The 24,249-nt window shown below is 59.9% G+C and carries 22 protein-coding genes; 7 read left to right on the forward strand and 15 right to left on the reverse strand.

Annotated features, from left to right (window positions below; translation table 11 throughout):
• The 5 genes from ACOYXE_RS18130 to pmbA all read right to left on the reverse strand — a co-directional run bounded on the left by ACOYXE_RS18130 (position 1) and on the right by pmbA (position 4,445).
• The gene (locus ACOYXE_RS18130; protein WP_454565836.1) at positions 1-612 is read right to left on the reverse strand and encodes a superoxide dismutase; all 612 of its coding nucleotides are present in this window, start codon (positions 610-612) and stop codon (positions 1-3) included.
• A 1-nt stretch (position 613) separates the two neighbouring features.
• Positions 614-1,054, reverse strand: coding sequence for a hypothetical protein (locus tag ACOYXE_RS18135; protein WP_007953590.1), 441 nt, complete (start codon positions 1,052-1,054; stop codon positions 614-616).
• Positions 1,055-1,081: 27 nt separating this feature from the next.
• Positions 1,082-2,458 carry a class II fumarate hydratase gene (locus ACOYXE_RS18140; RefSeq protein ID WP_160055871.1) on the reverse strand — a complete coding sequence of 459 codons (1,377 nt, stop codon included), beginning with the start codon at positions 2,456-2,458 and terminating at the stop codon, positions 1,082-1,084.
• Complete coding sequence (locus ACOYXE_RS18145) at positions 2,439-2,846, reverse strand: FagA protein (RefSeq protein WP_160055869.1); 408 nt, start codon at positions 2,844-2,846, stop codon at positions 2,439-2,441. The genes ACOYXE_RS18140 and ACOYXE_RS18145 overlap by 20 nt, the downstream gene beginning before the upstream one ends.
• 252 nt (positions 2,847-3,098) lie before the next feature.
• Positions 3,099-4,445 (reverse strand): metalloprotease PmbA, encoded by a 1,347-nt coding sequence (gene pmbA, locus ACOYXE_RS18150; RefSeq protein WP_160055867.1) that lies wholly within the window; start codon positions 4,443-4,445, stop codon positions 3,099-3,101.
• Positions 4,446-4,554: 109 nt separating this feature from the next.
• On the opposite strand from pmbA, the gene yjgA reads away from it, so the two are divergent.
• Positions 4,555-5,079: a ribosome biogenesis factor YjgA gene (gene yjgA / locus ACOYXE_RS18155; protein WP_007915377.1), complete on the forward strand. Its 525-nt coding sequence runs from the start codon at positions 4,555-4,557 to the stop codon at positions 5,077-5,079.
• A 117-nt stretch (positions 5,080-5,196) separates the two neighbouring features.
• Here yjgA and tldD read toward each other — a convergent pair whose 3' ends face one another.
• The 8 genes from tldD to mreB all read right to left on the reverse strand — a co-directional run bounded on the left by tldD (position 5,197) and on the right by mreB (position 16,480).
• Positions 5,197-6,639, reverse strand: coding sequence for a metalloprotease TldD (gene tldD / locus ACOYXE_RS18160; protein WP_160055865.1), 1,443 nt, complete (start codon positions 6,637-6,639; stop codon positions 5,197-5,199).
• 4 nt (positions 6,640-6,643) lie between these two features.
• Entirely contained in the window at positions 6,644-7,504 is an 861-nt protein-coding gene (locus ACOYXE_RS18165; protein WP_460926372.1) for a carbon-nitrogen hydrolase family protein, read from the reverse strand.
• A gap of 131 nt (positions 7,505-7,635) precedes the next feature.
• Positions 7,636-11,442, reverse strand: coding sequence for a YhdP family protein (locus ACOYXE_RS18170; RefSeq protein WP_460926373.1), 3,807 nt, complete (start codon positions 11,440-11,442; stop codon positions 7,636-7,638).
• Between the two features lie 75 nt (positions 11,443-11,517).
• Positions 11,518-12,975 (reverse strand): ribonuclease G, encoded by a 1,458-nt coding sequence (rng, locus tag ACOYXE_RS18175; protein WP_077571121.1) that lies wholly within the window; start codon positions 12,973-12,975, stop codon positions 11,518-11,520.
• A gap of 58 nt (positions 12,976-13,033) precedes the next feature.
• Positions 13,034-13,630, reverse strand: coding sequence for a Maf family protein (locus ACOYXE_RS18180; RefSeq protein ID WP_460926374.1), 597 nt, complete (start codon positions 13,628-13,630; stop codon positions 13,034-13,036).
• 37 nt (positions 13,631-13,667) lie between these two features.
• Positions 13,668-14,159: a rod shape-determining protein MreD gene (gene mreD / locus ACOYXE_RS18185; protein WP_077571118.1), complete on the reverse strand. Its 492-nt coding sequence runs from the start codon at positions 14,157-14,159 to the stop codon at positions 13,668-13,670.
• Entirely contained in the window at positions 14,159-15,271 is a 1,113-nt protein-coding gene (gene mreC / locus ACOYXE_RS18190; RefSeq protein WP_460926375.1) for a rod shape-determining protein MreC, read from the reverse strand. The genes mreD and mreC overlap by 1 nt, the downstream gene beginning before the upstream one ends.
• Positions 15,272-15,442: 171 nt before the next feature.
• On the reverse strand, positions 15,443-16,480 hold the full coding sequence (gene mreB, locus ACOYXE_RS18195) for a rod shape-determining protein MreB (RefSeq protein ID WP_002555108.1): 1,038 nt from the start codon (positions 16,478-16,480) through the stop codon (positions 15,443-15,445).
• A gap of 211 nt (positions 16,481-16,691) precedes the next feature.
• Here mreB and gatC point away from each other — a divergent pair, with 211 nt between their 5' ends.
• The 6 genes from gatC (at position 16,692) to ACOYXE_RS18225 (ending at position 21,908) form a co-directional block, all read left to right on the forward strand.
• Positions 16,692-16,979, forward strand: coding sequence for an Asp-tRNA(Asn)/Glu-tRNA(Gln) amidotransferase subunit GatC (gene gatC / locus ACOYXE_RS18200; RefSeq protein ID WP_007915356.1), 288 nt, complete (start codon positions 16,692-16,694; stop codon positions 16,977-16,979).
• Between the two features lie 16 nt (positions 16,980-16,995).
• A complete protein-coding gene (gene gatA, locus ACOYXE_RS18205; protein WP_095119488.1) occupies positions 16,996-18,447 on the forward strand; it encodes an Asp-tRNA(Asn)/Glu-tRNA(Gln) amidotransferase subunit GatA in 1,452 nt (483 codons plus the stop codon).
• Between the two features lie 10 nt (positions 18,448-18,457).
• Complete coding sequence (gene gatB / locus ACOYXE_RS18210; protein ID WP_034154465.1) at positions 18,458-19,903, forward strand: Asp-tRNA(Asn)/Glu-tRNA(Gln) amidotransferase subunit GatB; 1,446 nt, start codon at positions 18,458-18,460, stop codon at positions 19,901-19,903.
• 148 nt (positions 19,904-20,051) lie between these two features.
• Positions 20,052-20,426, forward strand: a complete 375-nt coding sequence (locus ACOYXE_RS18215; RefSeq protein ID WP_160055857.1) for a septal ring lytic transglycosylase RlpA family protein — start codon at positions 20,052-20,054, stop codon at positions 20,424-20,426.
• A gap of 46 nt (positions 20,427-20,472) precedes the next feature.
• Positions 20,473-21,534 carry a calcium/sodium antiporter gene (locus ACOYXE_RS18220; protein WP_160055855.1) on the forward strand — a complete coding sequence of 354 codons (1,062 nt, stop codon included), beginning with the start codon at positions 20,473-20,475 and terminating at the stop codon, positions 21,532-21,534.
• Positions 21,531-21,908 (forward strand): carboxymuconolactone decarboxylase family protein, encoded by a 378-nt coding sequence (locus tag ACOYXE_RS18225; RefSeq protein WP_160055853.1) that lies wholly within the window; start codon positions 21,531-21,533, stop codon positions 21,906-21,908. Before ACOYXE_RS18220 ends, ACOYXE_RS18225 begins: the two co-directional genes overlap by 4 nt.
• A gap of 64 nt (positions 21,909-21,972) precedes the next feature.
• Here the strand turns inward: ACOYXE_RS18225 and ACOYXE_RS18230 are convergent, their stop codons facing one another.
• Positions 21,973-22,968, reverse strand: a complete 996-nt coding sequence (locus tag ACOYXE_RS18230; protein WP_460926376.1) for an IS110 family RNA-guided transposase — start codon at positions 22,966-22,968, stop codon at positions 21,973-21,975.
• A 306-nt stretch (positions 22,969-23,274) separates the two neighbouring features.
• Positions 23,275-24,216 carry an AEC family transporter gene (locus ACOYXE_RS18235; protein ID WP_034154462.1) on the reverse strand — a complete coding sequence of 314 codons (942 nt, stop codon included), beginning with the start codon at positions 24,214-24,216 and terminating at the stop codon, positions 23,275-23,277.
• Positions 24,217-24,249 lie beyond the last annotated feature (33 nt).

Genomic DNA, 24,249 nt, shown 5'->3' on the forward strand with positions numbered 1-24,249 from the left:
TTAAACCAGTGCGGCCTGATAGCGCGCAGCCACTTCAGGCCAGTTAATTACGTTGTAGAACGCGTTGATGTATTCCGGGCGACGGTTCTGGTAGCGCAGGTAGTAGGCGTGCTCCCAGACATCGAGACCGAGAATCGGCGTGTTGCCGTTCATCAACGGGCTGTCCTGGTTGCCGCTGCTCTCCACAATCAGTTTTTTCTCCGGCGTCACGCTGAGCCAGGCCCAGCCACTGCCGAAACGGGTCAGTGCGGCTTTGGTGAAGGCTTCCTTGAAACTGTCGAGCCCCCCCAGTTGCTCATCAATCGCCTTGGCCAGCGCGCCATCCGGTTTGCCACCGCCGCTTGGCACCATGACCTCCCAGAACAACGAATGGTTGGCGTGACCGCCACCCTGATTGATCACCGCCGCGCGGAGCTTTTCCGGCAGCACCTTGACGCTGGCGACGAGTTTTTCTACCGGCCATTCGGCGTATTCAGTGCCTTCCACGGCGGCGTTGAGGTTGTTGATGTAGGTCTGGTGATGCTTGGTGTAATGAATCTCCATGGTCTGCGCGTCAATGTGCGGTTCGAGCGCGTCGTAGGCGTAAGGCAAGGCAGGCAAGGTAAAAGCCATTTCAATGGACTCCATGGTGATGAGGGGCAGGCGCGCGGCGCGCATTGCCGGTATCCGGGTGCAGCAGGCGCTGGGTGCGCGGGTATTCGCCGTGTTCACTGATGAAATTCAGCAGCTCGACGTAGGTCTTGCTGCTCTGGCGCAGCGCCGCTTCACGCAATGCCGGGCGCAGGCGCTCGTCCTGCATGGTCTGCAACAGTCGTTGATGGATCGCGCAGAGGTATTCGGCGCTCTCCTCCGGCTGGTTCAGGCGCAAGTGCAGATCGGCCAGGTTGTGATGGGAGATGACGCAGGCCGCCACCGCTTCGTCGGCATCCGCCCAGCGTTCGAACAACACTTGCGCCAGGGCCAGGGCTTGCAGGTAAGCCTCACGGGCGTCGATCAATTCGCCGAGCATGAAGCAGCGATTGGCCCGTTCGATCGTGCGTTTCCAGTGCTCCATGGTGAGCCTCCAAAGCGTTTGCGGGGTTTACACGCCGCCGGCGGTGAGTTTCTCGGGATTGAGCAACTCTTCCAGTTGGCTGCGCGACAGATCGGTGTGTTCCAGAGCGACGTCGATCACCGCACGACCTTCCTTGTAAGCCTGCTTGGCGATTTCGGCGGCTTTCTGGTAGCCGATGATCGGGTTGAGCGCGGTGACCAGAATCGGGTTGCGCGACAACGCTTCTTTCAAGCGCGACTCGTTGACCTTGAAGCTGGCGATGGCTTTGTCGCCGAGCAGGCGGCTGGAGTTGGCCAGCAGTTCGATGCTGCTCAACAAGTTTTGCGCGATGATCGGCAACATCACGTTGAGTTCGAAGTTGCCCGACTGGCCGGCAATGGTGATCACCGAATCGTTGCCGATCACTTGCGCGGCGACCATGGCGGTGGCTTCCGCGATCACCGGATTGACCTTGCCCGGCATGATCGACGAGCCCGGTTGCAGGGCTTCGAGTTCGATTTCGCCGAGGCCTGCGAGCGGGCCGGAATTCATCCAGCGCAGGTCGTTGGCGATTTTCATCAACGACACAGCGATGGCTTTTAGCTGACCGGAGACGGCGACGGCGGTGTCCTGCGAGCCGATCAGCGCGAACAGATCCTTGCCCGGGGTGAATTCCACGTCGGTCAATTGACTCAACTGGCGGCTGAAACGTGCGGCGAACTCAGGATGCGCGTTGATCCCGGTGCCGACCGCCGTGCCGCCCTGCGCCAGCGATTGCAGGCTCGGCAGCAAATCCTGCAGGTGGCCGATGTTGGCCTTGAGCTGCTGCGCCCAGCCATTGAGCACCTGGCTCATGCGCACCGGCATCGCGTCCATCAAATGCGTGCGGCCGGTTTTGACATGGTGATGTACTTGCGCGGCTTTGTGCTCGATCACTTGCACCAGGTGCAGCAGCGCCGGCAGCAATTGTTCGTGCAGGGCCAGCGCGGCGCTGACGTGGATGGTGGTCGGGATGATGTCGTTACTGCTCTGGCCGCAGTTGACGTGATCATTGGCGTTGACCGGCTCGCCGAGCAAACGGCTAGCCAGGGTGGCGATCACTTCATTGGCGTTCATGTTGGAACTGGTGCCGGAACCGGTCTGGAAGATGTCCACCGGGAAATGCTGCATGAAGTCGCCTTCGAGCAGACCTTGCGCGGCGTCGCTGATGGCTTTGCCCTGGGCGGCGCTGATCTGGTTGAGTTCAACGTTGGCGCGGGCGGCGGCGGCTTTGGCGAGGATCAGCGCGCGGATGAATTGCGTCGGCATCGGTTTGCCGCTAATCGGGAAGTTATCCACCGCGCGCTGGGTTTGCGCGCCGTAGAGAGCGTCCACCGGCACCTGCAGTTCGCCCATGCTGTCGCGCTCAATACGTGTCTTGGTCATCTGAAAATCCTTGCACCAGTTCAATAAGAGGAATCGAGGGCAGCAGTTCGCAGGTGGCGAGCTGCCAGGTGTAGCGTTGCCAACGTTGGAGCCGGCATTTGCACAGGGACAGGCGCTCCATTTCACGCAGCGGACGCCAAGCTTGATCGAGACAGAAGCTGCGCCAGTGCCACGGCAAGGCGATATCGATGGCCGTGTCGAGCAGCAGACGGAAGGAAGTTTCAGCGATGGTCCAGGGAGAAGTCGCCGTACAACAGGCCAGATACCGACCCTCGGCCAGATAGTGTTCGATCAGGCGCGGTTCGTCGGGATCCATCGCGCAACGGATCTGGCGACTCATCCAGCGCCAGCTTTCGAGGTACGGCTGCTCGTGCAAGGCAGAACTCATGATCCGAGGCTCATTCGATAATGAGATTTATTATTAGATGATAATGAGAACCAAAACAAGAGCGCCGAGCTATGCAGATTTCAGGGTGGGAGCGAGCCTGCTCGCGAAGGCGTCGTGCCGGTCACCGCTGCGGTCGGCTGTTAAATCGCTTTCGCGAGCAGGCTCGCTCCCACATTGGTTTTGTGTGGTCCAATAAAAAAGGCGCGCCACCCGATGAGGTGGCGCGCCTTTTTTAGTTTTGACGAATGGGGTTTAGCTGCCCGCGACGGTCATCCGCTCGATCAGCACCGAACCGGTGCGAATGTTGCTGCGCAACTCCAGATCATTACCCACGGCAACAATCTGCTTGAACATGTCGCGCATGTTGCCGGCGATAGTCACTTCCTGCACGGCGAACTGGATTTCTCCATTCTCGACCCAGAAACCCGCCGCCCCGCGCGAATAGTCGCCAGTGACCATGTTCAAGCCATGGCCCATCAGTTCTGTGACCAACAAGCCACGGCCCATGCGCTTCAACAACGCCGCCTGGTCTTCGTCTCCATGGGTGACGAACAGGTTGTGTACGCCGCCAGCGTTGGCAGTGCTCGGCATGCCGAGTTTGCGCCCGGAGTAAGTGCCGAGGATGTACGACACCAACTCGCCTTTTTCGACGAACGGTTTGGCGTAAGTGGCCAGACCATCACCGTCGTACGAAGCGCTACCCATGGCGCGCATCAGGTGCGGGCGCTCATCGATGGTCAGCCACTCCGGGAACAGTTTCTGCCCCAGGGTGCCCTCAAGGAACGACGACTTGCGATACAGACTGCCGCCAGACACCGCCGAGAGGAAACTGCCGAACAAACCGCCCGCCAGCTCTGCGGAAAACAGCACCGGCACCTCGCAGGTCGGTACCGGACGCGCGCCCAGACGGCTCGCCGCCCGTTGCGCAGCACGCTGACCGATGCTCACCGGATCGGCCAGCAAACTGCCCTGACGGCTCACGTCGTACCAGTAATCGCGCTGCATCTGGCCATCTGCTTCGGCGATCATTACGCAACTCAGGCTATGTCGGGTGGAGGCGTAGCCACCAATGAACCCGTGGCTGTTACCGTACACGCGGCAACCCTGATGAGTGCTCAGAGTGGTGCCGTCAGCGTTCTTGATCCGCGCATCTGCGTCGAATGCCGCTGCTTCACAGAGCAAGGCCTTCTCAATGGCTTGCTCCGGCGTGATGTCCCACTCGTGGAACAGGTCGAAATCGTGCTGTTCCTTGGCCATCAACGCCGCGTCGGCCAGGCCCGAGGCCTCGTCTTCGGAAGTATGTTTGGCGATGGCCAGTGCAGCCGCGACGGTCTCACGAATCGCATCCGGACCAGTGGCAGATGTGCTGGCCGAGCCTTTGCGCTGGCCAACGTACAGCGTGATGCCAAAGCCCTGATCACGGTTGAATTCGACCGTTTCGACTTCGCGCTGACGCACCGAGGTCGACAGCCCCTGCTCCAGCGACACGGCTACTTCGCAGGCGCTGGCGCCCTGACGCTTGGCTTCGGCGATGATCTGCTCGACTTGTTCCTGCAGTGCCGGCAATGCCTGCGGGCCGACGCTTTCAACTGCACTCATGCTCATCTCCACTCAAATTCTGCTTTCGGCTAGGGTCAATCGAGCGACCGGGCCGGACAAGCGGCCCCCGACTGGTTATCATGGCGGCGTTTCTTTGCGGACTGCCACCATGGTTGATTCTTACGACGACTCCCTCGATACGGGAGAAAAAAGCAAATCTCAGGTCAAACGCGAGCTGCATGCTCTGGTTGACCTCGGCGAGCGCCTGACCACACTCAAGCCTGACTTGATCGCAAAACTGCCGCTGACCGACGCCATGCGCCGGGCTTTGGCCGATGCGCCCAAGCACACCGCGAACATCGCGCGTAAACGGCACCTGCAGTTCATCGGCAAACTGATGCGCGATCAGGACACTGACGCGATTCTGACCTTGCTCGATCAACTTGATGCCTCCACTCGCCAATACAACGAGCGTTTCCACAATCTCGAACGCTGGCGTGATCGCCTGATCGCGGGCGACGATGCCGTGCTGGAAAAATTCGTCGTCGAGTACCCGGACGCCGATCGCCAGCAACTGCGCTCCCTGATCCGTCAGGCTCAGCATGAGGTTGCGCAAAACAAACCTCCTGCTTCCAGCCGCAAGATCTTCAAGTACATCCGTGAGCTGGACGAGACTCAACGCGGCCTGCGTTGATATCTCGCCACTTGTAGGAGCTGCCGCAGGCTGCGATCTTTTGACTTTGATGTTAAGCAAGATCAAAAGATCGTCCGATCGCGGCCCGAGCCTTCGGCAGCTCCTACACACGTTTATTTATGCGCCCGTGCCACCCACGGTGATCGCATCGATCTTCAACGTCGGCTGACCGACGCCTACCGGCACCGACTGCCCATCCTTGCCGCAAGTGCCCACACCGCTGTCCAGCGCCAGATCATTACCGACCATCGACACCCGGCTCATCGCCTCAGGGCCGTTGCCAATCAACGTCGCGCCCTTGACCGGCGCAGTGATCTTGCCGTCTTCGATCAGGTACGCCTCGCTGGTGGAGAACACGAACTTGCCGCTGGTGATATCGACCTGACCGCCGCCGAGGTTGGCGCAGTAGATACCTTTCTTCACCGAAGCAATGATTTCCGCCGGATCGCTTTCGCCACCGAGCATGTATGTGTTGGTCATTCGCGGCATCGGCAGATGCGCATAGGACTCACGACGACCGTTACCGGTGCGGGCCACGCCCATCAGACGCGCATTGAGCTTGTCCTGCATGTAACCCTTTAGCACGCCGTTTTCGATCAGCGTGGTGCACTCGGTCGGCGTGCCTTCGTCGTCGACACTCAGCGATCCGCGACGGCCGCTCAAGGTGCCGTCATCGACAATGGTGCAGAGCTTCGAGGCAACCATTTCGCCCATGCGTCCGCTGTAGGCGGAACTGCCCTTGCGGTTGAAATCGCCTTCCAGACCGTGGCCGACCGCTTCGTGCAACAGCACGCCAGACCAGCCAGAACCCAACACCACCGGAAAAGTTCCGGCCGGCGCAGGAATCGCTTCCAGATTCACCAGCGCCTGACGCAACGCTTCACGGGCATAGCCCATGGCACGGTCTTCGGCGAGGAAATAACGGTAGTCGGTACGCCCGCCACCGCCATGCCCGCCGCGCTCGCGACGGCCATTCTGTTCAACGATCACACTGACGTTGAAACGCACCAGCGGGCGCACATCCGCCGCCAGGCCGCCGTCGGTGGACGCCACCAGAATCCGCTCCCAGACGCCAGCCATGCTGACACTGACCTGCTGAATACGCGGGTCGAGCGCGCGGGTAGCCACATCGATGCGCTTGAGCAGTTCAACCTTCTCGGCGCGGCTCAGCACTTCCAGCGGGTTGTCCGGCGCGTACAGTTGCGCGACATCCTGCGTGGTGAATGCCTGCACCGTGCCGTTCTGCCCGGCACGAGAGATCGAACGCGCCGCGCGGGCGGCTGCGCCGAGGGCTTCGAGGGTGATCGCGTTGCTGTAGGCAAAACCGGTTTTCTCACCGGACTGAGCGCGCACCCCCACGCCCTGGTCGAGGTTGAAGCTGCCTTCCTTGACGATGCCGTCTTCCAGTGCCCAGGACTCGGAGATCTGGCCCTGGAAATACAGATCGGCAGCGTCGATGCCGGGGCCGGCCAGATCGCCGAGCACGCCTTGCAGACTCTCGATCGTCACGCCGCCCGGCGCCAACAGGTGATCACTGACTGAGGACAACAACTCGCTCATAGGTTTACGCCTTAAATTCGTGTTCTGAAGCAGGCCGCTGCGCGCCCTGCGAGAAAAACCGCCGATGACTCACCACCGGCATTCGCGCCCTGATGGACGCTTGTTCAATACTGTCGCGTTCGGCCAACAACACCGCTTCGCCTTGATCCTGACTCGCCAGCACACGGCCCCACGGGTCGATAATCGCCGCATGGCCGAAAGTTTCCCGCGGTCCCGGGTGGGTCCCGCCCTGCGCTGCGGCGAGCACATAACACTGGGTCTCGATGGCCCGCGCGCGAATCAGCACATCCCAATGCGCTGCGCCGGTCACCGCAGTAAAGGCTGACGGTGCAGTGATCAACTCGGCACCGGCGGCACGCAATTCGCTATACAGCTCGGGAAAGCGCAGGTCATAACACACGGTCAGACCGAGCTTGCCTACCGGCGTATCGGCAACCACCACGCCACTGCCATAAGCATAGTCATCGGATTCGCGATAACGGCCGCGATTGTCCGCCACATCGACATCGAACAGATGCAACTTGTCATAGCGTGCAACGATTTCGCCATGCTCATCGACCAGCAACGAGCAGGCATTGGCCTTGGCCGTCGGCTGATCCACCGGCGGCAACGGCAAGGTGCCGGCCACTATCCATAACTTGAGGTCGCGGGCGGTCTGTTTCAACCATGGCAGGATCGGTCCTTCGCCCAATGCTTCGGCGCGGCCGATATCAGCGATGTCGCGACGGCCCATGGCGGCGAAGTTTTCCGGCAGCACCGCCAGCTTGGCGCCACCGGCCGCAGCCTGGTCGAGCAGGCGCCGGGCCTGAGCCAGATTGGCCAGCACGTCGCTCTGGCTGACCATTTGAATCACCGCTAAAGACATGGCTACTCCTCGGAATCTGCGCATAACTGTGTAGGAGCTGCCGCAGGCTGCGATCTTTTGATCTGGCGCTTAAAAACAAAATCAAAAGATCGCAGCCTCCGGCAGCTCCTACCAGGGGTAGTGTCTGCTAGTTAAAAAGGCTTGTCGAAGGTGATTTTCGGCTCTTTCCATGGGCCTTTGACGGTGTATTTCACACTGGCAAAGCGCGCCACACGGTCACCGATCAACTTGTCGATAAGGAACAACGCACCGCCAACCGCCGGTGCGCCGACGAGCAGCGCAGCGATCGGCAGGTTGTTGGTCACCGGCAAGGTCACCAGCAACTTGGCGTCAACCTTGTCGCCGACCAGATCCAGCGTACCGTCCAGCTCAAGGTTGCTCGAAGGGCCGGTCAGGCGAATCGGCTCGCGGGTGACATACACACCATTGTTCGCCACCAGCAGACCTTTGACCCGGTCGTAGCTCAAGCCTTTGCCGAACAGATCAGAGAAGTCCAGACGCAAACGGCGACCGATAGAGTTGAAGTTGAGCAGACCGAACACCCGTAACGCCTGTGCACCGCCCTCCACTTCAACAAACTGACCTTTGTTCAGCGACGCATCAAGGGTGCCGGAGAAGCGTTTGGTCGCCAGCCAAGCCGGCGAGCCCGGCCAGCGGCCATCGACGTCCATGTGGAACTCTTCGCTGGTCACGCTCGGGGCAAAGCCCCAGCCCTTGAGGACGTCGGCGAGATTCTTGCCGCCAATCCGGCCTTTGAACCAGCTGTTGGTCGCTCCCGGTGTGCCTTCCCAGCCGCCATTACCCTGCAACAGGATGCCTTTGAGGCCCATGTCGAGGTTGTTCAGAGCGATGCCTTTGGCGGTCGGGCGCACCTTCAGCGACCAGCCGCCAACCAGATCCGGGCCGAGGAACAGTTGATTGATGGTGATATCCAACGCCGGAATCTTCGTCGGATCGACCGATACCAATGGATCCGGCGAATTCTCGTCAGCCTGCACCGTCGGGTCCGGCGCCGGCAGTTTCACGTATTGCAGATTGACCGCAATCGGCACGCCCTTGGCGTCTGGCAGGCTTGCCGAGCCTTTGGCCTGCTGGCTGTCGAGGGCCAGATTCCACGCGCCCGGCTTGCGATTGACCTGAACCGACGCCTGATCCAGCGTAGTTCCGAATGCGGTGAGCTTGCCGACCTTGAAATCAGCACTGTTGAGCAATTGCTTGGCGCTGCCGCCCGGATCCTGCCCAGCGTATTTGCTGACAAGGTCCTGCCACGGCGCTACGTCCAGCTCCGAAAGCACCCCGCGAATCCGCAAGCCTTTGGCGCCCGGCAGCACCGCTTCGCCGGCACCAAGAAACAATTCGCCACGGCCCTCGGCAAAATTGCTCGGCGGTGCCGCGAAGGTGAAATTGGCCAGTTGGTCGTAATTAACCCAATAACGCCGCTCCTGCCCCTGCAAGGTCATGCGGAACACAGTATCGCGCCCTACATCAGCCGCCATGCCGAACGGTACCGGCAAATCCACCACCACACCTTTCATGCTGGAGCTGACCATCAACTGGCTGTCGGCGCCGTCCAGATTCAATTGCAACTGATAAGGAATGGTTCCGGAAACCGGCAATGGTTGTGTCACACCCAGCCAGTCGGTGAGCTTCTTCACTTCGACCTGACCGGATGCGGCGACCCGGGTCTTGAGCTTGCCGGGGCTGCCATCGGCGAAGATCTGCGCAGTTACCGGTTTGTCGAACGCCCGCGCGGCGATGTTCTGCCCGCTAAGCCCCTTGGCGCTGTCAAAGCGCAAATCGCCTTTGAGTTGAGTCAGCTCCAGCTTCGGCTCAGCCAGTTTCAGCCGCGCGTTGGCGGTTTTGAAATCGACGAGGATTTTCGGCTGGTCGCCGCCCTTGTCCAACGGGATATCGAGCTTGAGCTTGCCTTGCAGATCGCCCGCGCCTTCCCAACCGGCAAAGGTTTCACCCGTGCCGATCGGGGCGTCCTGGAGAATTTTCAGACCATCACCGAGACCGCCGGCAAAGCCGCCATCAAGATACATGTGCGTGTGTTGCCCGGACGGTACGTGGGGAATATTGACGAAGACATCGCTGACCTGAGTGTCGAGCAATTGGCCCTTGTCGGCCCAGATCCGCACGCCACTGTCCTCGATGAACACGTCGCCACTGACCTTGCTCACGTGCGGCCAGCCTGGCTGGAAGGCCAGTTCAGCGTCGCGCACCTTAAAGAACAGACTGATGCTGCGATCGGCCTCCCCGGCATTCTTGCTAAGCGAGCCCTGATACTGGAAGAAACCCTGATCGACCGCGCCTTTGAGGATTGCCGTACGCAGCCACTCGTCGAGCGCCGGACTGAGCACTTCGGGCAGGTATTTGGCCGTATAGCGACCATCACCATCTACCAGACCGACCCGCAGGTCCATGTAGTCTTCCTGGCTATGATCGAAATGCAGGCGAATCAGGAAATCGCCGGCAATCTTGCCCTCTTCGCCGAGCACCTTCAGGTACGGGGCGATCAGGGTGAAGCCGTCTTTATCGAGCTTCCAGGTCAGGCGTGCGTTGGCCTGAAGGTACTGCCATGGCTTGGCAAAAATCGGGTCGAGGTGGAGGACAAAATCCTTGCTGTCCATGCGCAACTCGCCACCGTCTAGGTTACCGCTGAGGCTGCCACTGACGTTTCGTGCTGCCGGAGCGCCGTGATAGGCGTCGAAACCGACATTGTCCAGATTGGTGGCGAAACTGAATTTGTTGCCATCGGTGGCGTTGGGGCGAAAATCCAGCAGCACGTTACGCAGACCACCGGTGACTTTCAAATGATCAACGGCTTTGGCAAAACCTTGCGGCAACGGCCCCAACGCATTGAGCAACGGGGTGATCGGAGTCAGATCGAGACGATCCGCTTGCAAGTGCCAGAGCTCGTCCACCTTGTCGGTCGCGCGCGTCTGCTTCAGCTGTACATGCGACTCCCAACGGTTTTCACCGAAACTCATCGCCAGCGAATCGAGGGTAACGGTCGCGCCCTCGGCACTGTTCTCGTAGTAGGCGTTAAGCGCCAGATTATTGATCTGGATCGGCTTGCGATCGGCGTAAGCGCCGGTCAGTTGCGGCGCGTTCAAACGGAGCGCCGCACTTTGCAGCGTGCCCTTGGCCCAATTGACCCAGAGCTCGCCGCCGGCTTTGATCTCGGAAAAATTCCATTGTTGGGTAAGACGCTCCGGCAGCCACTTCGACCAGTCGCTTTGCGGCAGGCTGGCGTAACCGTCCACCACACTGTCCTTCAATTGCTCGGGGCGAATTCGCGTGCGAAGGCTCAATGCAACAGGCTGGCCATCCGGCAAGGTCAAACGCGCATCGAGCCGTTGACGGTTGGCGCCGGTTTTCAGATTGAGGCCGACATAGGTGAGGGTCAGTGGCGCGTGATCCAGCGGTTGCAAGGTCACCTGACTGTCGAGCACCGACAGTTGCTGGATCATTTGCGAGCGATTGAACAATTGTTGCGGGTCAAGCGGCTGATCGTTCTGCACCGGCAGACCTTCCAGCGCCCAACTGCCGTCTTCGGCTTCCTTGAGGCTGATTTTCAGACCGTTGAGTTCAAGGTGGGCAATGCGCACTTCGCGCGCCAACAGGCTGGCCCACAGATCCGGTACCGCTCGCACGCGGTCCAGACGCAGCGCATTGGCACCTGAGCCGACCATCACATCATGGGCCAACAGGATCGGCGCAAAACCGCTCCAGTTACCTTCCAGCTCGCCGATCTGCAACGGCATACCCAGGGCGGCGCTGGCCTTGTCTTCGATGTCGGCGCGATACTCGGCCACCAACGGGGTCAGCTCACGGCCGAGACTGACGTACAACGCCATCAACACCAGAACCAACGCGCACAGGCCCAGCCCCCAACGGGTGAGTGCGGCCAGAATGCGTGTCAGACGTTCCATGTCAGATGGCTCCCATGGCAAAAATACTGCGAAAAGCTGAGGCCAGCCGCGGTGAAATAAAAGTGGCGCAGGGGATCAGAGCAACACCACGTCATATTGTTCCTGGGAATACATGGTTTCCACCTGGAAGCGTATGGTGCGCCCGATAAACCCTTCAAGCTCGGCAACGTTACCGGATTCTTCGTCGAGCAAACGGTCGACGACTTTCTGGTTCGCCAGCACCCGATAACCCTCGGCCTGATAAGCCCGCGCCTCACGGAGGATCTCGCGGAAGATCTCGTAACAGATGGTTTCCGCGGTTTTCAGTTTGCCGCGGCCCTGGCAACTGCTGCACGGTTCGCACAGCACTTGCTCGAGACTTTCACGGGTGCGCTTGCGGGTCATCTGCACCAGGCCCAACTCGGTGATGCCGATGATGTTGGTCTTGGCGTGATCGCGTTCCAGTTGTTTTTCCAAAGTGCGCAGCACCTGGCGCTGGTGCTCTTCATCTTCCATGTCGATGAAGTCGATGATGATGATCCCGCCCAGATTGCGCAGGCGCATCTGCCGCGCAATCGCGGTGGCCGCTTCGAGATTGGTCTTGAAGATGGTTTCTTCGAGGTTGCGATGGCCAACGAACGCGCCAGTATTCACATCGATCGTGGTCATGGCTTCCGCCGGATCGACCACCAGATAACCGCCGGATTTCAGCGGCACCTTGCGTTCGAGGGCTTTCTGGATTTCGTCTTCGACGCCGTACAGGTCAAAAATCGGCCGTTCACCCGGGTAATGCTCCAGACGATCAGCGATTTCCGGCATCAGTTCGGCGACGAACTGCGTGGTTTTCTGGAAGGTTTCCCGGGAATCGATGCGAATCTTCTCGATTTTCGGATTGACCAGGTCACGCAACGTACGCAACGCCAGACCGAGGTCTTCGTAAATCACACTCGGCGCGCCGATGGTTTTGATCTGCTCGTTGATCTGATCCCACAGGCGCCGCAGGTAACGGATGTCCATGAGGATTTCATCGGCGCCAGCGCCTTCGGCGGCGGTGCGCAGAATAAAACCGCCGGCCTCCTTGATCCCTTCTTTGGCCACGCAATCGCTGACCACCTGTTTGAGGCGTTCGCGCTCGGCTTCGTCTTCGATTTTCAAAGAGATGCCGACGTGGGCGGTGCGCGGCATGTACACCAGGTAGCGCGACGGGATCGACAGCTGCGTAGTCAACCGCGCGCCTTTCGAGCCAATCGGGTCCTTGGTGACTTGCACCACCAGACTCTGGCCTTCGTGCACCAGCGCGCTGATGCTTTCCACCGCTGGGCCTTCACGCAGAGAAATTTCCGCAGCATGAATGAATGCCGCGCGATCCAGGCCGATGTCGACGAATGCTGCCTGCATACCCGGCAGTACCCGAACAATCTTGCCTTTATAGATGTTGCCGACGATCCCGCGTTTTTGCGTGCGCTCAACGTGGACTTCTTGCAGCACACCGTTTTCGACCACCGCCACGCGCGACTCCATCGGCGTGATGTTGATCAGAATCTCTTCACTCATGGCAGGATCTCGTTCAGGCGTGTTCACGATAATGGCCGCATCTGGATTCGTACGACGCTTATTGCGCGTTCAGGTTTTGCCAACAGGGTATGCCGAAATGGCCTAACAGTTCTGCGGTTTCGCAAACCGGCAACCCGACCACTGCCGAGTAACTGCCGTTGAGCCCCGCGACAAACACCGCGCCGAGCCCCTGAATGCCATAACCGCCGGCCTTGTCCCGGGGCTCGCCACTGGCCCAATAGGCGGCGGCTTCTTCACTGCTGATCGGGCGAAACCGCACCAGACTGCGCACCACCCGCGACTCGCAGCGCTCGTCTTCCAGCACAGCGATGGCGGTCAGCACTTCATGCTCCTTGCCGGACAACATCATCAGCATGGCGCATGCATCGGCTTCGTCCACCGGTTTGCCAAGAATTTTGCCGTTCAGCACCACGGCGGTGTCGGCACCCAGCACGCAGAATGGATGAGCGGACACGACTGTGCGACGCCCGGCCTCGGCCTTGCCGCACGCCAGACGCTCGACATAGGCCGACGGCGATTCTTCGGGTAATGGAGTTTCGTCGATATCCGCACTGATGGCGGAGAATGGAACGCCGATCTGCGTGAGCAATTCACGGCGACGCGGCGATCCGGAGGCGAGGTAAAGCGGCTTCATCAAAACATCTCCCTGTTCAGTGCCCAGCTTCACCGGCTCAATTGATTTTGTAGCGTCGGCGCAATCCGCGTAGGGCAAAGCTGACCCAAGGCCAGAGCAAGGCACTGACCAGCGCCGGTAGCACCAGCGCCAGGGTTGGTTGACGGTTACCGGTCAAGGCACTGAGCCACAACTGCACCAGTTGCGCGAGACCGAAGATCACCAGGATCACCAGGCATTGCTGCCACATCGGAAACATCCGCAGGCGTTGTTGCAATGACAGCACGAGGAAGGTGATCAGCGTCAGGATCAACGCGTTCTGCCCCAGCAGCGTGCCGTAGAGCACATCTTCAGCCAGGCCCAGACAGAACGCCGTGACCATGCCGACCGTTTGCGGCATGTACAGCGCCCAAAAAGTCAGGAGCAGCGCCAGCCATAGCGGGCGCAGGATTTCCATGAATTGCGGCAACGGCGAGACACTGAGCAACATGCCAATGAGAAACGTCAGCCAGACGATCCAGCCGTTTCGCGATGCAGTAGCCCCGACCATTATTCTTGTCTCCCGGTTGTCGCCGGCGCACTGACGGGCGGTTTTGCCGGAGGTCGTGCAGCGGGCTGGGCAGCTGGAGGTTTGCTGGCCGCCGGCGTCGCTGCCGGTGGTTTGGCAGCCGCTGGCGGTTTGCTTGCTGCGGGTTTGACCGGTGTGGTGCTGGTGGCAGCTGCCGGTGCGGCAGGCGTCGCTGGCGTCGTCGCAGCAGCTGCAGGCGGTGTCACGGCTTTCGGCACAGTGGCCGGAACAATCGGGCCGCCGCCAAAGGCATCAAGATTTTCCTGGGCTTGCGCGACATCGTTGGCGCGTTCTTCGGCGGTGCGGTTGTCGCTGAATACCAACAGCAGGTAACGGCTGCGATTGAGTGCGGCAGTCGGCACGGCGCGGACGATCGCGAACGGCTGACCGGAATCGTGAATGACTTCCTTCACCGTGGCCACCGGGTAACCGGCCGGGAAGCGCTGGCCGAGACCGGAGCTGACCAGCAGATCGCCCTCTTTGATATCGGCGGTGTCAGCGACGTGACGCAATTCCAGACGTTCCGGGTTACCGGTGCCGCTGGCAATCGCACGCAAGCCGTTGCGGTTCACCTGCACAGGAATGCTGTGAGTGGTGTCGGTCAGCAGCAGTACACGCGAGGTGTACGGCATCAACTCGACCACCTGCCCCATCAAGCCGCGCGCATCGAGCACCGGCTGCCCCAGTACGACGCCATCGCGCTCACCTTTATTGATGATGATGCGATGGGTGAAGGGGTTGGGGTCCATGCCGATCAACTCGGCCACTTCGACCTTTTCATTGACCAGCGCAGAGGAATTGAGCAACTCGCGCAGCCGGACGTTCTGCTCGGTCAGTGCAGCAAGCTTTTGCATGCGGCCCTGATACAGCAGATTTTCGGTCTTGAGTTTTTCGTTTTCGGCGACCAGTTCGGTGCGACTGCCGAACTGGCTGGCAATCCCTTCCCACAGCCGTCCGGGCAGGTCAGTGATCCAGTAGGCGTCCATCAACACCAGCGACGCTTGTTTGCGCGCAGGCTTGAGCAGGTCGAAGCGGGCATCGACCACCATCAGCGCGACCGACAGCACGGCCAGCACCAACAGGCGCACACCCAACGAAGGGCCTTTGGCGAAAAGCGGTTTAATAAGCCGCTCCTCCCAGGCAAATGTTCTGTTTATTCATACGGCATCAAACCGGCCTGGATGAAGACTGACAGAAGATAAACGCCAACAGGCAGCACTGCAAAGTGCTGCCTGCGCGCTCACCCACGTATTGCACCCGGCGACTTATTCGCTCGAGAGCAGATCCATGGTGTGCTTATCCATCATTTCCAATGCACGGCCACCGCCGCGAGCAACACAGGTCAGCGGATCTTCGGCAACGATGACTGGCAGACCGGTTTCCTGGGCCAGCAACTTGTCGAGATCACGCAGCAGCGCGCCACCACCGGTCAGCACCAGGCCACGCTCGGCGATGTCGGAAGCCAGTTCCGGTGGCGATTGCTCAAGGGCGCTTTTCACGGCCTGAACGATGGTCGCCAGAGACTCTTGCAGAGCTTCCAGCACTTCGTTGGAGTTCAGGGTGAATGCCCGTGGAACGCCTTCGGCCAGGTTGCGACCGCGAACGTCGACTTCGCGAACTTCGCCGCCCGGGTAGGCCGTGCCGATTTCCTGCTTGATGCGCTCAGCGGTGGATTCACCGATCAGGCTGCCGTAGTTACGACGCACGTAGGTGATGATCGCTTCGTCGAAGCGGTCGCCGCCAACGCGGACGGATTCGGCATAGACCACACCGTTCAGGGAGATCAGCGCGATTTCAGTGGTACCACCACCGATATCCACGACCATCGAACCGCGTGCTTCTTCTACCGGCAGGCCGGCACCGATCGCAGCAGCCATTGGCTCTTCGATCAGGAACACTTCACGGGCACCGGCACCGAGGGCCGATTCACGGATGGCACGACGCTCAACCTGAGTGGATTTGCATGGAACGCAGATCAGCACACGAGGGCTAGGCTGCAGAAAGCTGTTTTCGTGAACCTTGTTAATAAAGTATTGCAGCATCTTTTCGCAGACGCTGAAGTCGGCGATCACGCCGTCCTTCATCGGACGAATGGCAGCAATGTTGCCCGGCGTACGGCCGAGCATGCGCTTGGCCTCGGTGCCGACAGCAACGACACTTTTCTGATTACCGTGTGTCCGAATGGCCACAACCGATGGCTCATTCAGGACGATACCGCGCTCGCGCACGTAAATAAGGGTGTTGGCAGTGCCCAGGTCAATGGAAAGATCGCTGGAAAACATGCCACGCAGTTTCTTGAACATGGGAAAGGGACCCTAGGCAACGCGTGGGTAAAAAAGTGCGGCAAACTCTAACAACGACAGGGATTTTGGGCAAGGCGCCAATATGTTAAATTGGCCGCTTTTCTGTGCACCAAGCCCCACAATCGCGGCCTTATGACCGTAGAAGTGCGGTAGTGTTCCGACAATCTAACACACGGACGCCGTCCGTTCTGTTTTCCACAGGAGAATCCCGATGGCGCTAGAACGCTCCGACGTGGAAAAAATCGCTCATCTGGCCTGCCTTGGCCTCAATGATGCCGATCTTCCACACATTACTTCCGCTCTCAACAGCATTCTCGGTCTGGTCGACGAAATGCAGGCTGTTAATACCGACGGAATCGAGCCTCTGGCCCACCCGCTGGAAGCCAGTCAGCGCCTGCGCGCCGACGTCGTGACCGAGAGCAATCACCGCGAGGCCTACCAGTCCATCGCACCAGCGGTCGAAAACGGCCTGTATCTGGTTCCGAAAGTCATCGACTAAAGGGAAAGAGCCTGCAATGCATCAAATGACTCTGGCCGAGATCGCCCGCGGTCTCGCCGATAAAAAGTTTTCCTCCGAAGAGCTGACCAAAGTCCTGCTGGCGCGCATCACCCAGCTCGATCCGCAGCTCAACAGTTTCATCAGCCTCACCGAAGAGCTGGCCATCGAGCAGGCGAAAGCCGCCGATGCCCGCCGCGCCAACGGTGAGAGCGGCGCCCTGCTCGGCGCGCCGATCGCTCACAAAGACCTGTTCTGCACCCAGGGCATTCGTACCAGCTGCGGCTCGAAGATGCTCGACAACTTCAAAGCCCCGTACGACGCCACCGTGGTCGCGAAACTGGCCGCGGCCGGTGCCGTGACCCTGGGCAAGACCAACATGGACGAATTCGCCATGGGTTCGGCCAACGAGTCGAGCTGGTATGGCGCGGTGAAAAACCCGTGGAACCTGGAACACGTTCCGGGTGGCTCGTCCGGTGGTTCGGCGGCGGCCGTTGCCGCGCGTCTGTTGCCCGCGGCAACGGCCACCGACACTGGCGGTTCGATTCGTCAGCCGGCGGCATTCACCAACCTCACCGGCTTGAAACCGACCTATGGTCGCGTTTCACGCTGGGGCATGATCGCTTACGCCTCCAGCCTCGATCAGGGCGGTCCGTTGGCGCGCACGGCCGAAGACTGCGCAATTTTGTTGCAAGGTATGGCTGGCTTCGATCAGAACGATTCCACCAGCATCGATGAGCCGGTGCCGGATTACTCCGCAAGCCTGGGCGATTCGCTGCAAGGCCTGCGCATCGGCGTGCCGAAGGAATACTTCAGCGCCGGTCTCGACCCGCGTATCGCCGAGCTGATCCAGAACAGCATCAAAGAGCTGCAGAAGCTCGGTGCCGTGATCAAGGAAATCAGCCTGCCGAACATGCAGCACGCGATTCCTGCGTACTACGTGATCGCGCCGGCAGAAGCCTCCTCGAACCTGTCGCGTTTCGACGGTGTGCGTTTCGGCCATCGCTGCGAGCAACCGAAAGACCTGATCGACCTGTACAAGCGCTCCCGTGGCGAAGGCTTCGGCCCGGAAGTACAGCGCCGGATCATGGTCGGTGCCTACGCGCTGTCCGCCGGTTACTACGACGCCTACTACCTGAAAGCGCAGAAGATCCGTCGTCTGGTGAAAAACGATTTCATGGCTGCTTTTAATGAAGTCGACATCATCCTCGGCCCAACCACGCCAAACCCGGCCTGGAAGCTTGGCGCCAAGAACAGCGACCCGGTCGCTGCCTATCTGGAAGACGTCTACACCATTACCGCCAACCTCGCGGGCCTGCCGGGCCTGTCGATGCCAGCCGGTTTTGTCGACGGTCTGCCGGTGGGCGTGCAGTTGCTCGCGCCGTATTTCCAGGAAGGTCGCCTGTTGAACGTTGCCCACCAGTATCAGCTCAACACTGACTGGCACACCCGCACCCCAACCGGCTTCTGAGGAGACACACATGCAATGGGAAGTCGTGATCGGGCTGGAGATTCACACTCAGCTCACTACCCGGTCGAAAATCTTTTCCGGTAGTTCCACCACGTTCGGTTCCGAGCCGAACACCCAGGCCAGCCTGATTGACCTGGGCATGCCCGGGGTGTTGCCGGTGCTGAACCAGGAAGCGGTGCGTATGGCGGTGATGTTCGGTCTGGCGATTGACGCCGAGATCGGTCAGCACAACGTGTTCGCCCGTAAAAACTACTTCTACCCAGACCTGCCGAAGGGCTACCAGATCAGCCAGATGGAATTGCCGATTGTTGGCAAAGGCCATCTGGATATCGCGCTGGAAGACGGCACGGTCAAACGTGTCGGCATCACCCGCGCGCACCTGGAAGAAGACGCCGGCAAGAGCCTGCACGAAGAATTCAACGGTGCCACCGGCATCGACCTGAACCGTGCCGGCACGCCGTTGCTGGAAATCGTTTCCGAGCCGGACATGCGCAGCGCCAAGGAAGCCGTGGCTTACGTCAAGGCGATTCACGCACTGGTGCGTTATCTGGGCATCTGCGACGGCAACATGGCCGAAGGCTCGCTGCGTTGCGACTGCAACGTGTCGATCCGTCCGAAAGGCCAGGTTGAGTTCGGCACGCGTTGCGAGATCAAGAACGTCAACTCGTTCCGTTTCATCGAGAAGGCGATCAACTCCGAGATCCAGCGTCAGATCGAGCTGATCGAAGACGGCGGTAAAGTGATCCAGCAGACCCGTTTGTACGATCCGAACAAGGACGAAACCCGTCCGATGCGTTCGAAAGAGGAAGCCAACGACTACCGTTACTTCCCCGATCCGGACCTGCTGCCGGTGGTTATCGAGGAATCGTTCCTCGGCGAGGTGCGTGCCACCCTGCCGGAACTGCCTCCGCAAAAGCGCGAGCGCTTCCAGGAGCAATTCGGTCTGTCGGTCTATGACGCCAGCGTGCTGGCCACCAGCCGCGAGCAAGCCGACTACTTCGAGAAAGTCGCGAGCATCGGCGGTGACGCCAAACTGGCGGCGAACTGGGTGATGGTCGAGTTGGGCAGCCTGCTCAACAAGCAAGGCCTGGACATCGACGAGTCGCCGGTTTCGGCTGAACTGTTGGGCGGCATGCTGCAGCGCATCAAGGACAACACCATCTCCGGCAAGATTGCCAAGGTTGTGTTCGAAGCGATGGCCAACGGTGAAGGCAGCGCAGACGAGATCATCGAAAAACGCGGCCTGAAGCAAGTGACCGACAGCGGCGCAATCTCGGCCGTGCTCGACGAAATGCTCGCGGCCAACGCCGAGCAGGTTGAACAGTATCGTGCAGCGGATGAAGCCAAACGCGGCAAGATGTTCGGCTTCTTCGTCGGCCAGGCGATGAAAGCGTCGAAAGGCAAAGCCAACCCGCAGCAAGTGAACGAACTGCTGAAAAGCAAGCTCGAAGGCTGATGAAAATGGAGCCAGACAAACAGCCTGGCTCCATCCCCTGTAGGAGTGAGCCTGCTCGCGATAGCGATTTGACAGTCACTTTTCCGGTGTCTGACATTGCGCGATCGCGAGCAGGCTCACTCCTACATTTGTTTTCGGGAAACCTTGAATGAAGCGTCTGCTCAGCCTTTTTGCCCTGCTCTCTTTGCTGGCCGGTTGCGCCAGCACCGGCACCATCGACCCGCACGGTTACGACCAGACCGGCGTCGCTTCCTATTACGGTGCCAAGCACCACGGTAAACGCACCGCCAGTGGCGAGCCGTTCAACCAGAATTCCCTGACCGCCGCCCACCGCCAGCTGCCCTTTGGCACACGGGTGAAGGTCACCAACCTGAAAAACGATGAATCCGTCGTGGTCCGCATCAACGACCGCGGCCCGCACACCCGTGGGCGCCTGATCGACGTATCCCGCGAGGCCGCCGAACAGCTCGGCATGCTGCGCAGCGGCACCGCACGGGTTCGCGTGCAAGCCCTCGACGACTGATGGAGCGCCGACCATTTTCGGACTAGCCGACTTACCTCTCATCAGCGTGATCGAACTGCTCGCCGGCCTGTGCCTGCTGATCTTCGGCGCCGAACTGATGGTGCGCGCAGCGGTGCGTCTGGCGGCGCGCCTGCATGTGCGGCCGCTGATCATCGGCCTGACCATCGTCGCCCTTGGCAGCAGCGCGCCGCAAATGGCCGTCAGCCTGCAGGCAGCGTTAGCGCACAACCCGGACATCGCCGTCGGCAGCGTGGTCGGCAGCAGTATCTTCAATATCCTCGTCACCCTCGGCCTGTCGGCGCTGATCATTCCGCTGCGCGTCTCGCGGCAACTGGTGCGGCTCGATATTCCGCTGATGATCGGTGCCACCCTGCTGGTGTTCGTCCTGGCCTGGAATGAAGAGATCGGTCGCTTCGACGGCCTCCTGCTGCTGGGCGCACTGGCGTTGTACCTCGGCTTGCTGCTGCGTCAATCGCGGCACTCGACCCGGCCGCATTCGGAACATGCCGAAGCAGTGCAAGCCTCGTGGATCAGCAGCTTGCTGATGATCGTTATCGGTCTGGCAATGCTGGTATTCGCCGGGCATCTGCTGCTGGGCGCTGCCGTCGTGGTGGCCACGGATCTGGGATTCTCCGAGCGAGTGATCGGCCTGACCGTGGTCGCCGTCGGCACTTCGCTGCCGGAACTGGCAACCTCGCTGATCGCGGCATTGCGCGGGCAACGCGACATCGCCGTGGGCAACGTGATCGGTGCCAACCTGTTCAATCTGCTCGGGGTACTCGGCCTGACCGCATTGATCGCGCCGACGCCGCTGTCGGTGTCGCCGAACGCGCTGGATTTCGACCTGCCGGTGATGCTCGGCGTCGCCGCGCTGTGCCTGCCGGTGTTCTATTCCGGCTACCGCGTGACCCGCGCCGAAGGTTTGTTGCTGCTCGGTTTGTATCTGGTTTACGGGCTGCACGTGGTGTCGTTCACCACCGGCATGCCACTGGCCGGCAAGCTGGAGCGGCTGATGCTGTTTTATGTCCTGCCGACGCTGCTGACGTTTTTGCTGTTCACGTCGATCCGCGCCTGGCGCCGCCAACACCACAAGAGTGAAAAACCATGACCGAATCGAAGAAGTCCGGGGTTGAAGTCCGCCGCCAGGTAATGGGCGATGCGTTTGTTGATCGCGCCTTGGGCAACGCCACCGAGTTCACCCAGCCGCTGCAGGATTTCGTCAATGAGCATGCCTGGGGCAGTGTGTGGAATCGTGAAGGTTTGCCGCTGAAGACTCGCAGTCTGATAACGCTTGCAGCGCTGACCGCATTGAAGTGCCCGCAAGAGTTGAAAGGCCATGTGCGCGGCGCGCTGAACAACGGCTGCACGGTGGACGAGATCCGTGAGGCGCTGCTGCATTGCGCGGTGTATGCCGGCGTACCGGCGGCGATTGATGCGTTTCGGGCTGCGCAGGAAGTGATCGACAGTTACGAGAAAAGCTAAAAAATCGCAGCCTTCGGCAGCTCCTACATGGAAATGCGGTCTCCTGTAGATACTCTGTTCACGGTCAAGCTTTTGCGAGATCTTTTGCGCAAAAAAGCTTGGCCGTATTGAAATCTTCGCCGGCTCGCATGCAGGCCCACAAGCCGGTCAGGTATTTGCGCATGACGGCGACGATAGCCTGCATCTTTCTCTTCCCTCGCCCGATCAACGCTTCGTAAAAGGCTTTCACGTTGCTGTCGCAACGTATGGCAGTCAGCGCTGGCATGTACATCGCTGAACGTAGGTAGGCGTTTCCGCCCTTACTTATCCGCCCAGGTTTATCGATGCTGGTACCTGATTGCGTAAGCCGCACATCGAGTCCTGCATGTCGGCTGACCTGCGCGGACTTAAGTGTCACTGGCAAGGTCGTCAATTCAGCCAGTGCCGCAAATACTGAAATTTCGCCCATGCCCGGCGCTGCGATCATGTGCCCAAACTGGGCGCTTAGCGTCGGGCAGTTGTCGATCAGCGCCCGACCTGCGAGCCTGAAACGCTCGATTCGCTTGTCAAAAGCTTCAATGGCTTCTTCTTCGTCTTCAATCAGCATTTTCACGGTTGTTTGAGTAGCTTTCAGCGCATGCAGCTCGTTCTTGGCTCGGGTGCGATGACACGTCAAACGATTGATATGCCTTCCGATAGCCCGCAGTTCCAACTGTATGGTCGTGGGCGGCGTCCACAATTTTGGGCTCATGCGTTCGCCGTATTCGGCTAGCAACTGGGCATCGATCGCATCGGTTTTGCTGTTTTTCAGCATCAGCTTGGCAAAGTTATGAAAGCTCTTCGGGTTGATAACCGAAACGGGCAAACCCGCCGCGGTGAGCTCCATGGCCAAATCCAGGTAATAGATGCCGGTGGCCTCCATCACTACGGATAAAGGCTTGAGCTCAAGCAACCTGTTGACCGCTGCTTTGCGCCCGGCGGGTGTTTGGTCGATGTTGCAGGCCCCTGCAAAACGGCCGTCGTTGCGCCAGCCCATGGCGGTCGTGCGAGACCCCACATCCAAACCGACATGCATGCTCATGCTTTCAACTCCGAGTGAACTGGGTTAGAAATGCATCCTGGTTCCCCTGACCTCGAACTTCATGCCACTGCAACCTTGTAATGCGAAGTCCGACTTGTCGGCTTCTCGATACTCTTCGTGGTGGGCAATGAGGCGGGGGGACCTCTCTACAGACAAGGTCAGGAGCAAGTCCTGCCTTTAGGAGCGATCGGTCTCCCCCAGAAACACATCTTCGTATGTCCGCACCAGCGAGCTTAGATCTCAATTGACTGGTGTGAGGGCAACATACAAGGAGCTGACACAGGCTGCGATCTTTTGATCTTGCCTTTATATCCACCCACCCCACTGCAAAACAAAGATCCCGATATTGGTAGTGATCGCCGCCATCAACGTGGTCATCACGATAATCGCTGCCGCCAGTTCATGATTGCCCTGCGCCGCCCGGGCCATGACAAAACTCGCCGCCGCCGTCGGGCTGCCGAAATACAAAAACAGAATTCCCAGTTCCGCCCCGCGAAATCCCCACAACCACGCGCCGAGCGTCGCCAGCACCGGCAAACCGATCATCTTCACCAGGCTGGAACTGAGCGCCATGCTACCGCTCTTGCGCAACGCCGCCAGCGACAGTGTGCCGCCAATGCAGATCAACGCCAGCGGCAAGGTGGTCTGCGCCAGATATTGACCTGAGGTCTCCAGCCAGCCCGGCAAACCGATCTTGAAATAGGCAAACGGCGCCGCCGCAATCACGCTGATGATCAACGGATTGCTGAACACGCTTTTGCAGATGCTCCACGGATCGGATTTGATCACCGGGCTGTATACCGCGAGCACGATGGTCGACAGCGTGTTGTAGAACAGGATCACCAGCGCCGCGAGAATCGCCCCGAGAGAAATCCCGTAATCGCCGTACATGCTCGCCGCCAGTGCCAGACCAATCACGCCGTTGTTGCCGCGAAACGCGCCCTGGGTGTAGATGCCGCGATCTTCACGCGGGCATTTGAAAATCGCCCAGCCCCAGGCCAGGGCAAAACTCACCAGCGTGGCGAGGGAGAAGTAGATCAGCAGGGACGGTTGCAGCGCAGCATGCAGATCGGCGTGCAGGATGCCGAGAAACAGCAACGCCGGCATGGTCACGTTGAACACCAGCGAGGAGGCGGTGTGGATGAAATTGTCGTTGATCCAGTCGATGCGCTTGAGCAGCACACCGAGAAACAGCATGGCAAACACCGGCGCGGTGATGTTCAGGGTTTCGAGGAAAATTGCCAGCATGCCGGGGAGCCTTGGGTGAGCGTCGTTGGATGC

It is taken from the genome of Pseudomonas sp. MC6 (assembly GCF_054790575.1).

Bases quoted from the DNA above. Each gene is read 5' to 3' on its own strand.
- ACOYXE_RS18180 (WP_460926374.1), bottom strand. From the start codon at position 13,630: ATGAAGCCGCTTTACCTCGCCTCCGGATCGCCGCGTCGCCGTGAATTG.
- mreD (WP_077571118.1), bottom strand. From the start codon at position 14,159: ATGGTCGGGGCTACTGCATCGCGAAACGGCTGGATCGTCTGGCTGACG.
- ACOYXE_RS18145 (WP_160055869.1), bottom strand. From the start codon at position 2,846: ATGAGTTCTGCCTTGCACGAGCAGCCGTACCTCGAAAGCTGGCGCTGG.
- ACOYXE_RS18165 (WP_460926372.1), bottom strand. From the start codon at position 7,504: ATGTCTTTAGCGGTGATTCAAATGGTCAGCCAGAGCGACGTGCTGGCC.
- gatA (WP_095119488.1), top strand. From the start codon at position 16,996: ATGCATCAAATGACTCTGGCCGAGATCGCCCGCGGTCTCGCCGATAAA.
- ACOYXE_RS18235 (WP_034154462.1), bottom strand. From the start codon at position 24,216: ATGCTGGCAATTTTCCTCGAAACCCTGAACATCACCGCGCCGGTGTTT.
- gatB (WP_034154465.1), top strand. From the start codon at position 18,458: ATGCAATGGGAAGTCGTGATCGGGCTGGAGATTCACACTCAGCTCACT.
- ACOYXE_RS18135 (WP_007953590.1), bottom strand. From the start codon at position 1,054: ATGGAGCACTGGAAACGCACGATCGAACGGGCCAATCGCTGCTTCATG.
- ACOYXE_RS18215 (WP_160055857.1), top strand. From the start codon at position 20,052: ATGAAGCGTCTGCTCAGCCTTTTTGCCCTGCTCTCTTTGCTGGCCGGT.
- ACOYXE_RS18130 (WP_454565836.1), bottom strand. From the start codon at position 612: ATGGCTTTTACCTTGCCTGCCTTGCCTTACGCCTACGACGCGCTCGAA.
- ACOYXE_RS18230 (WP_460926376.1), bottom strand. From the start codon at position 22,968: ATGAGCATGCATGTCGGTTTGGATGTGGGGTCTCGCACGACCGCCATG.
- tldD (WP_160055865.1), bottom strand. From the start codon at position 6,639: ATGAGCGAGTTGTTGTCCTCAGTCAGTGATCACCTGTTGGCGCCGGGC.
- yjgA (WP_007915377.1), top strand. From the start codon at position 4,555: ATGGTTGATTCTTACGACGACTCCCTCGATACGGGAGAAAAAAGCAAA.
- pmbA (WP_160055867.1), bottom strand. From the start codon at position 4,445: ATGAGTGCAGTTGAAAGCGTCGGCCCGCAGGCATTGCCGGCACTGCAG.
- ACOYXE_RS18225 (WP_160055853.1), top strand. From the start codon at position 21,531: ATGACCGAATCGAAGAAGTCCGGGGTTGAAGTCCGCCGCCAGGTAATG.
- rng (WP_077571121.1), bottom strand. From the start codon at position 12,975: ATGAGTGAAGAGATTCTGATCAACATCACGCCGATGGAGTCGCGCGTG.
- ACOYXE_RS18170 (WP_460926373.1), bottom strand. From the start codon at position 11,442: ATGGAACGTCTGACACGCATTCTGGCCGCACTCACCCGTTGGGGGCTG.
- ACOYXE_RS18140 (WP_160055871.1), bottom strand. From the start codon at position 2,458: ATGACCAAGACACGTATTGAGCGCGACAGCATGGGCGAACTGCAGGTG.
- gatC (WP_007915356.1), top strand. From the start codon at position 16,692: ATGGCGCTAGAACGCTCCGACGTGGAAAAAATCGCTCATCTGGCCTGC.
- mreB (WP_002555108.1), bottom strand. From the start codon at position 16,480: ATGTTCAAGAAACTGCGTGGCATGTTTTCCAGCGATCTTTCCATTGAC.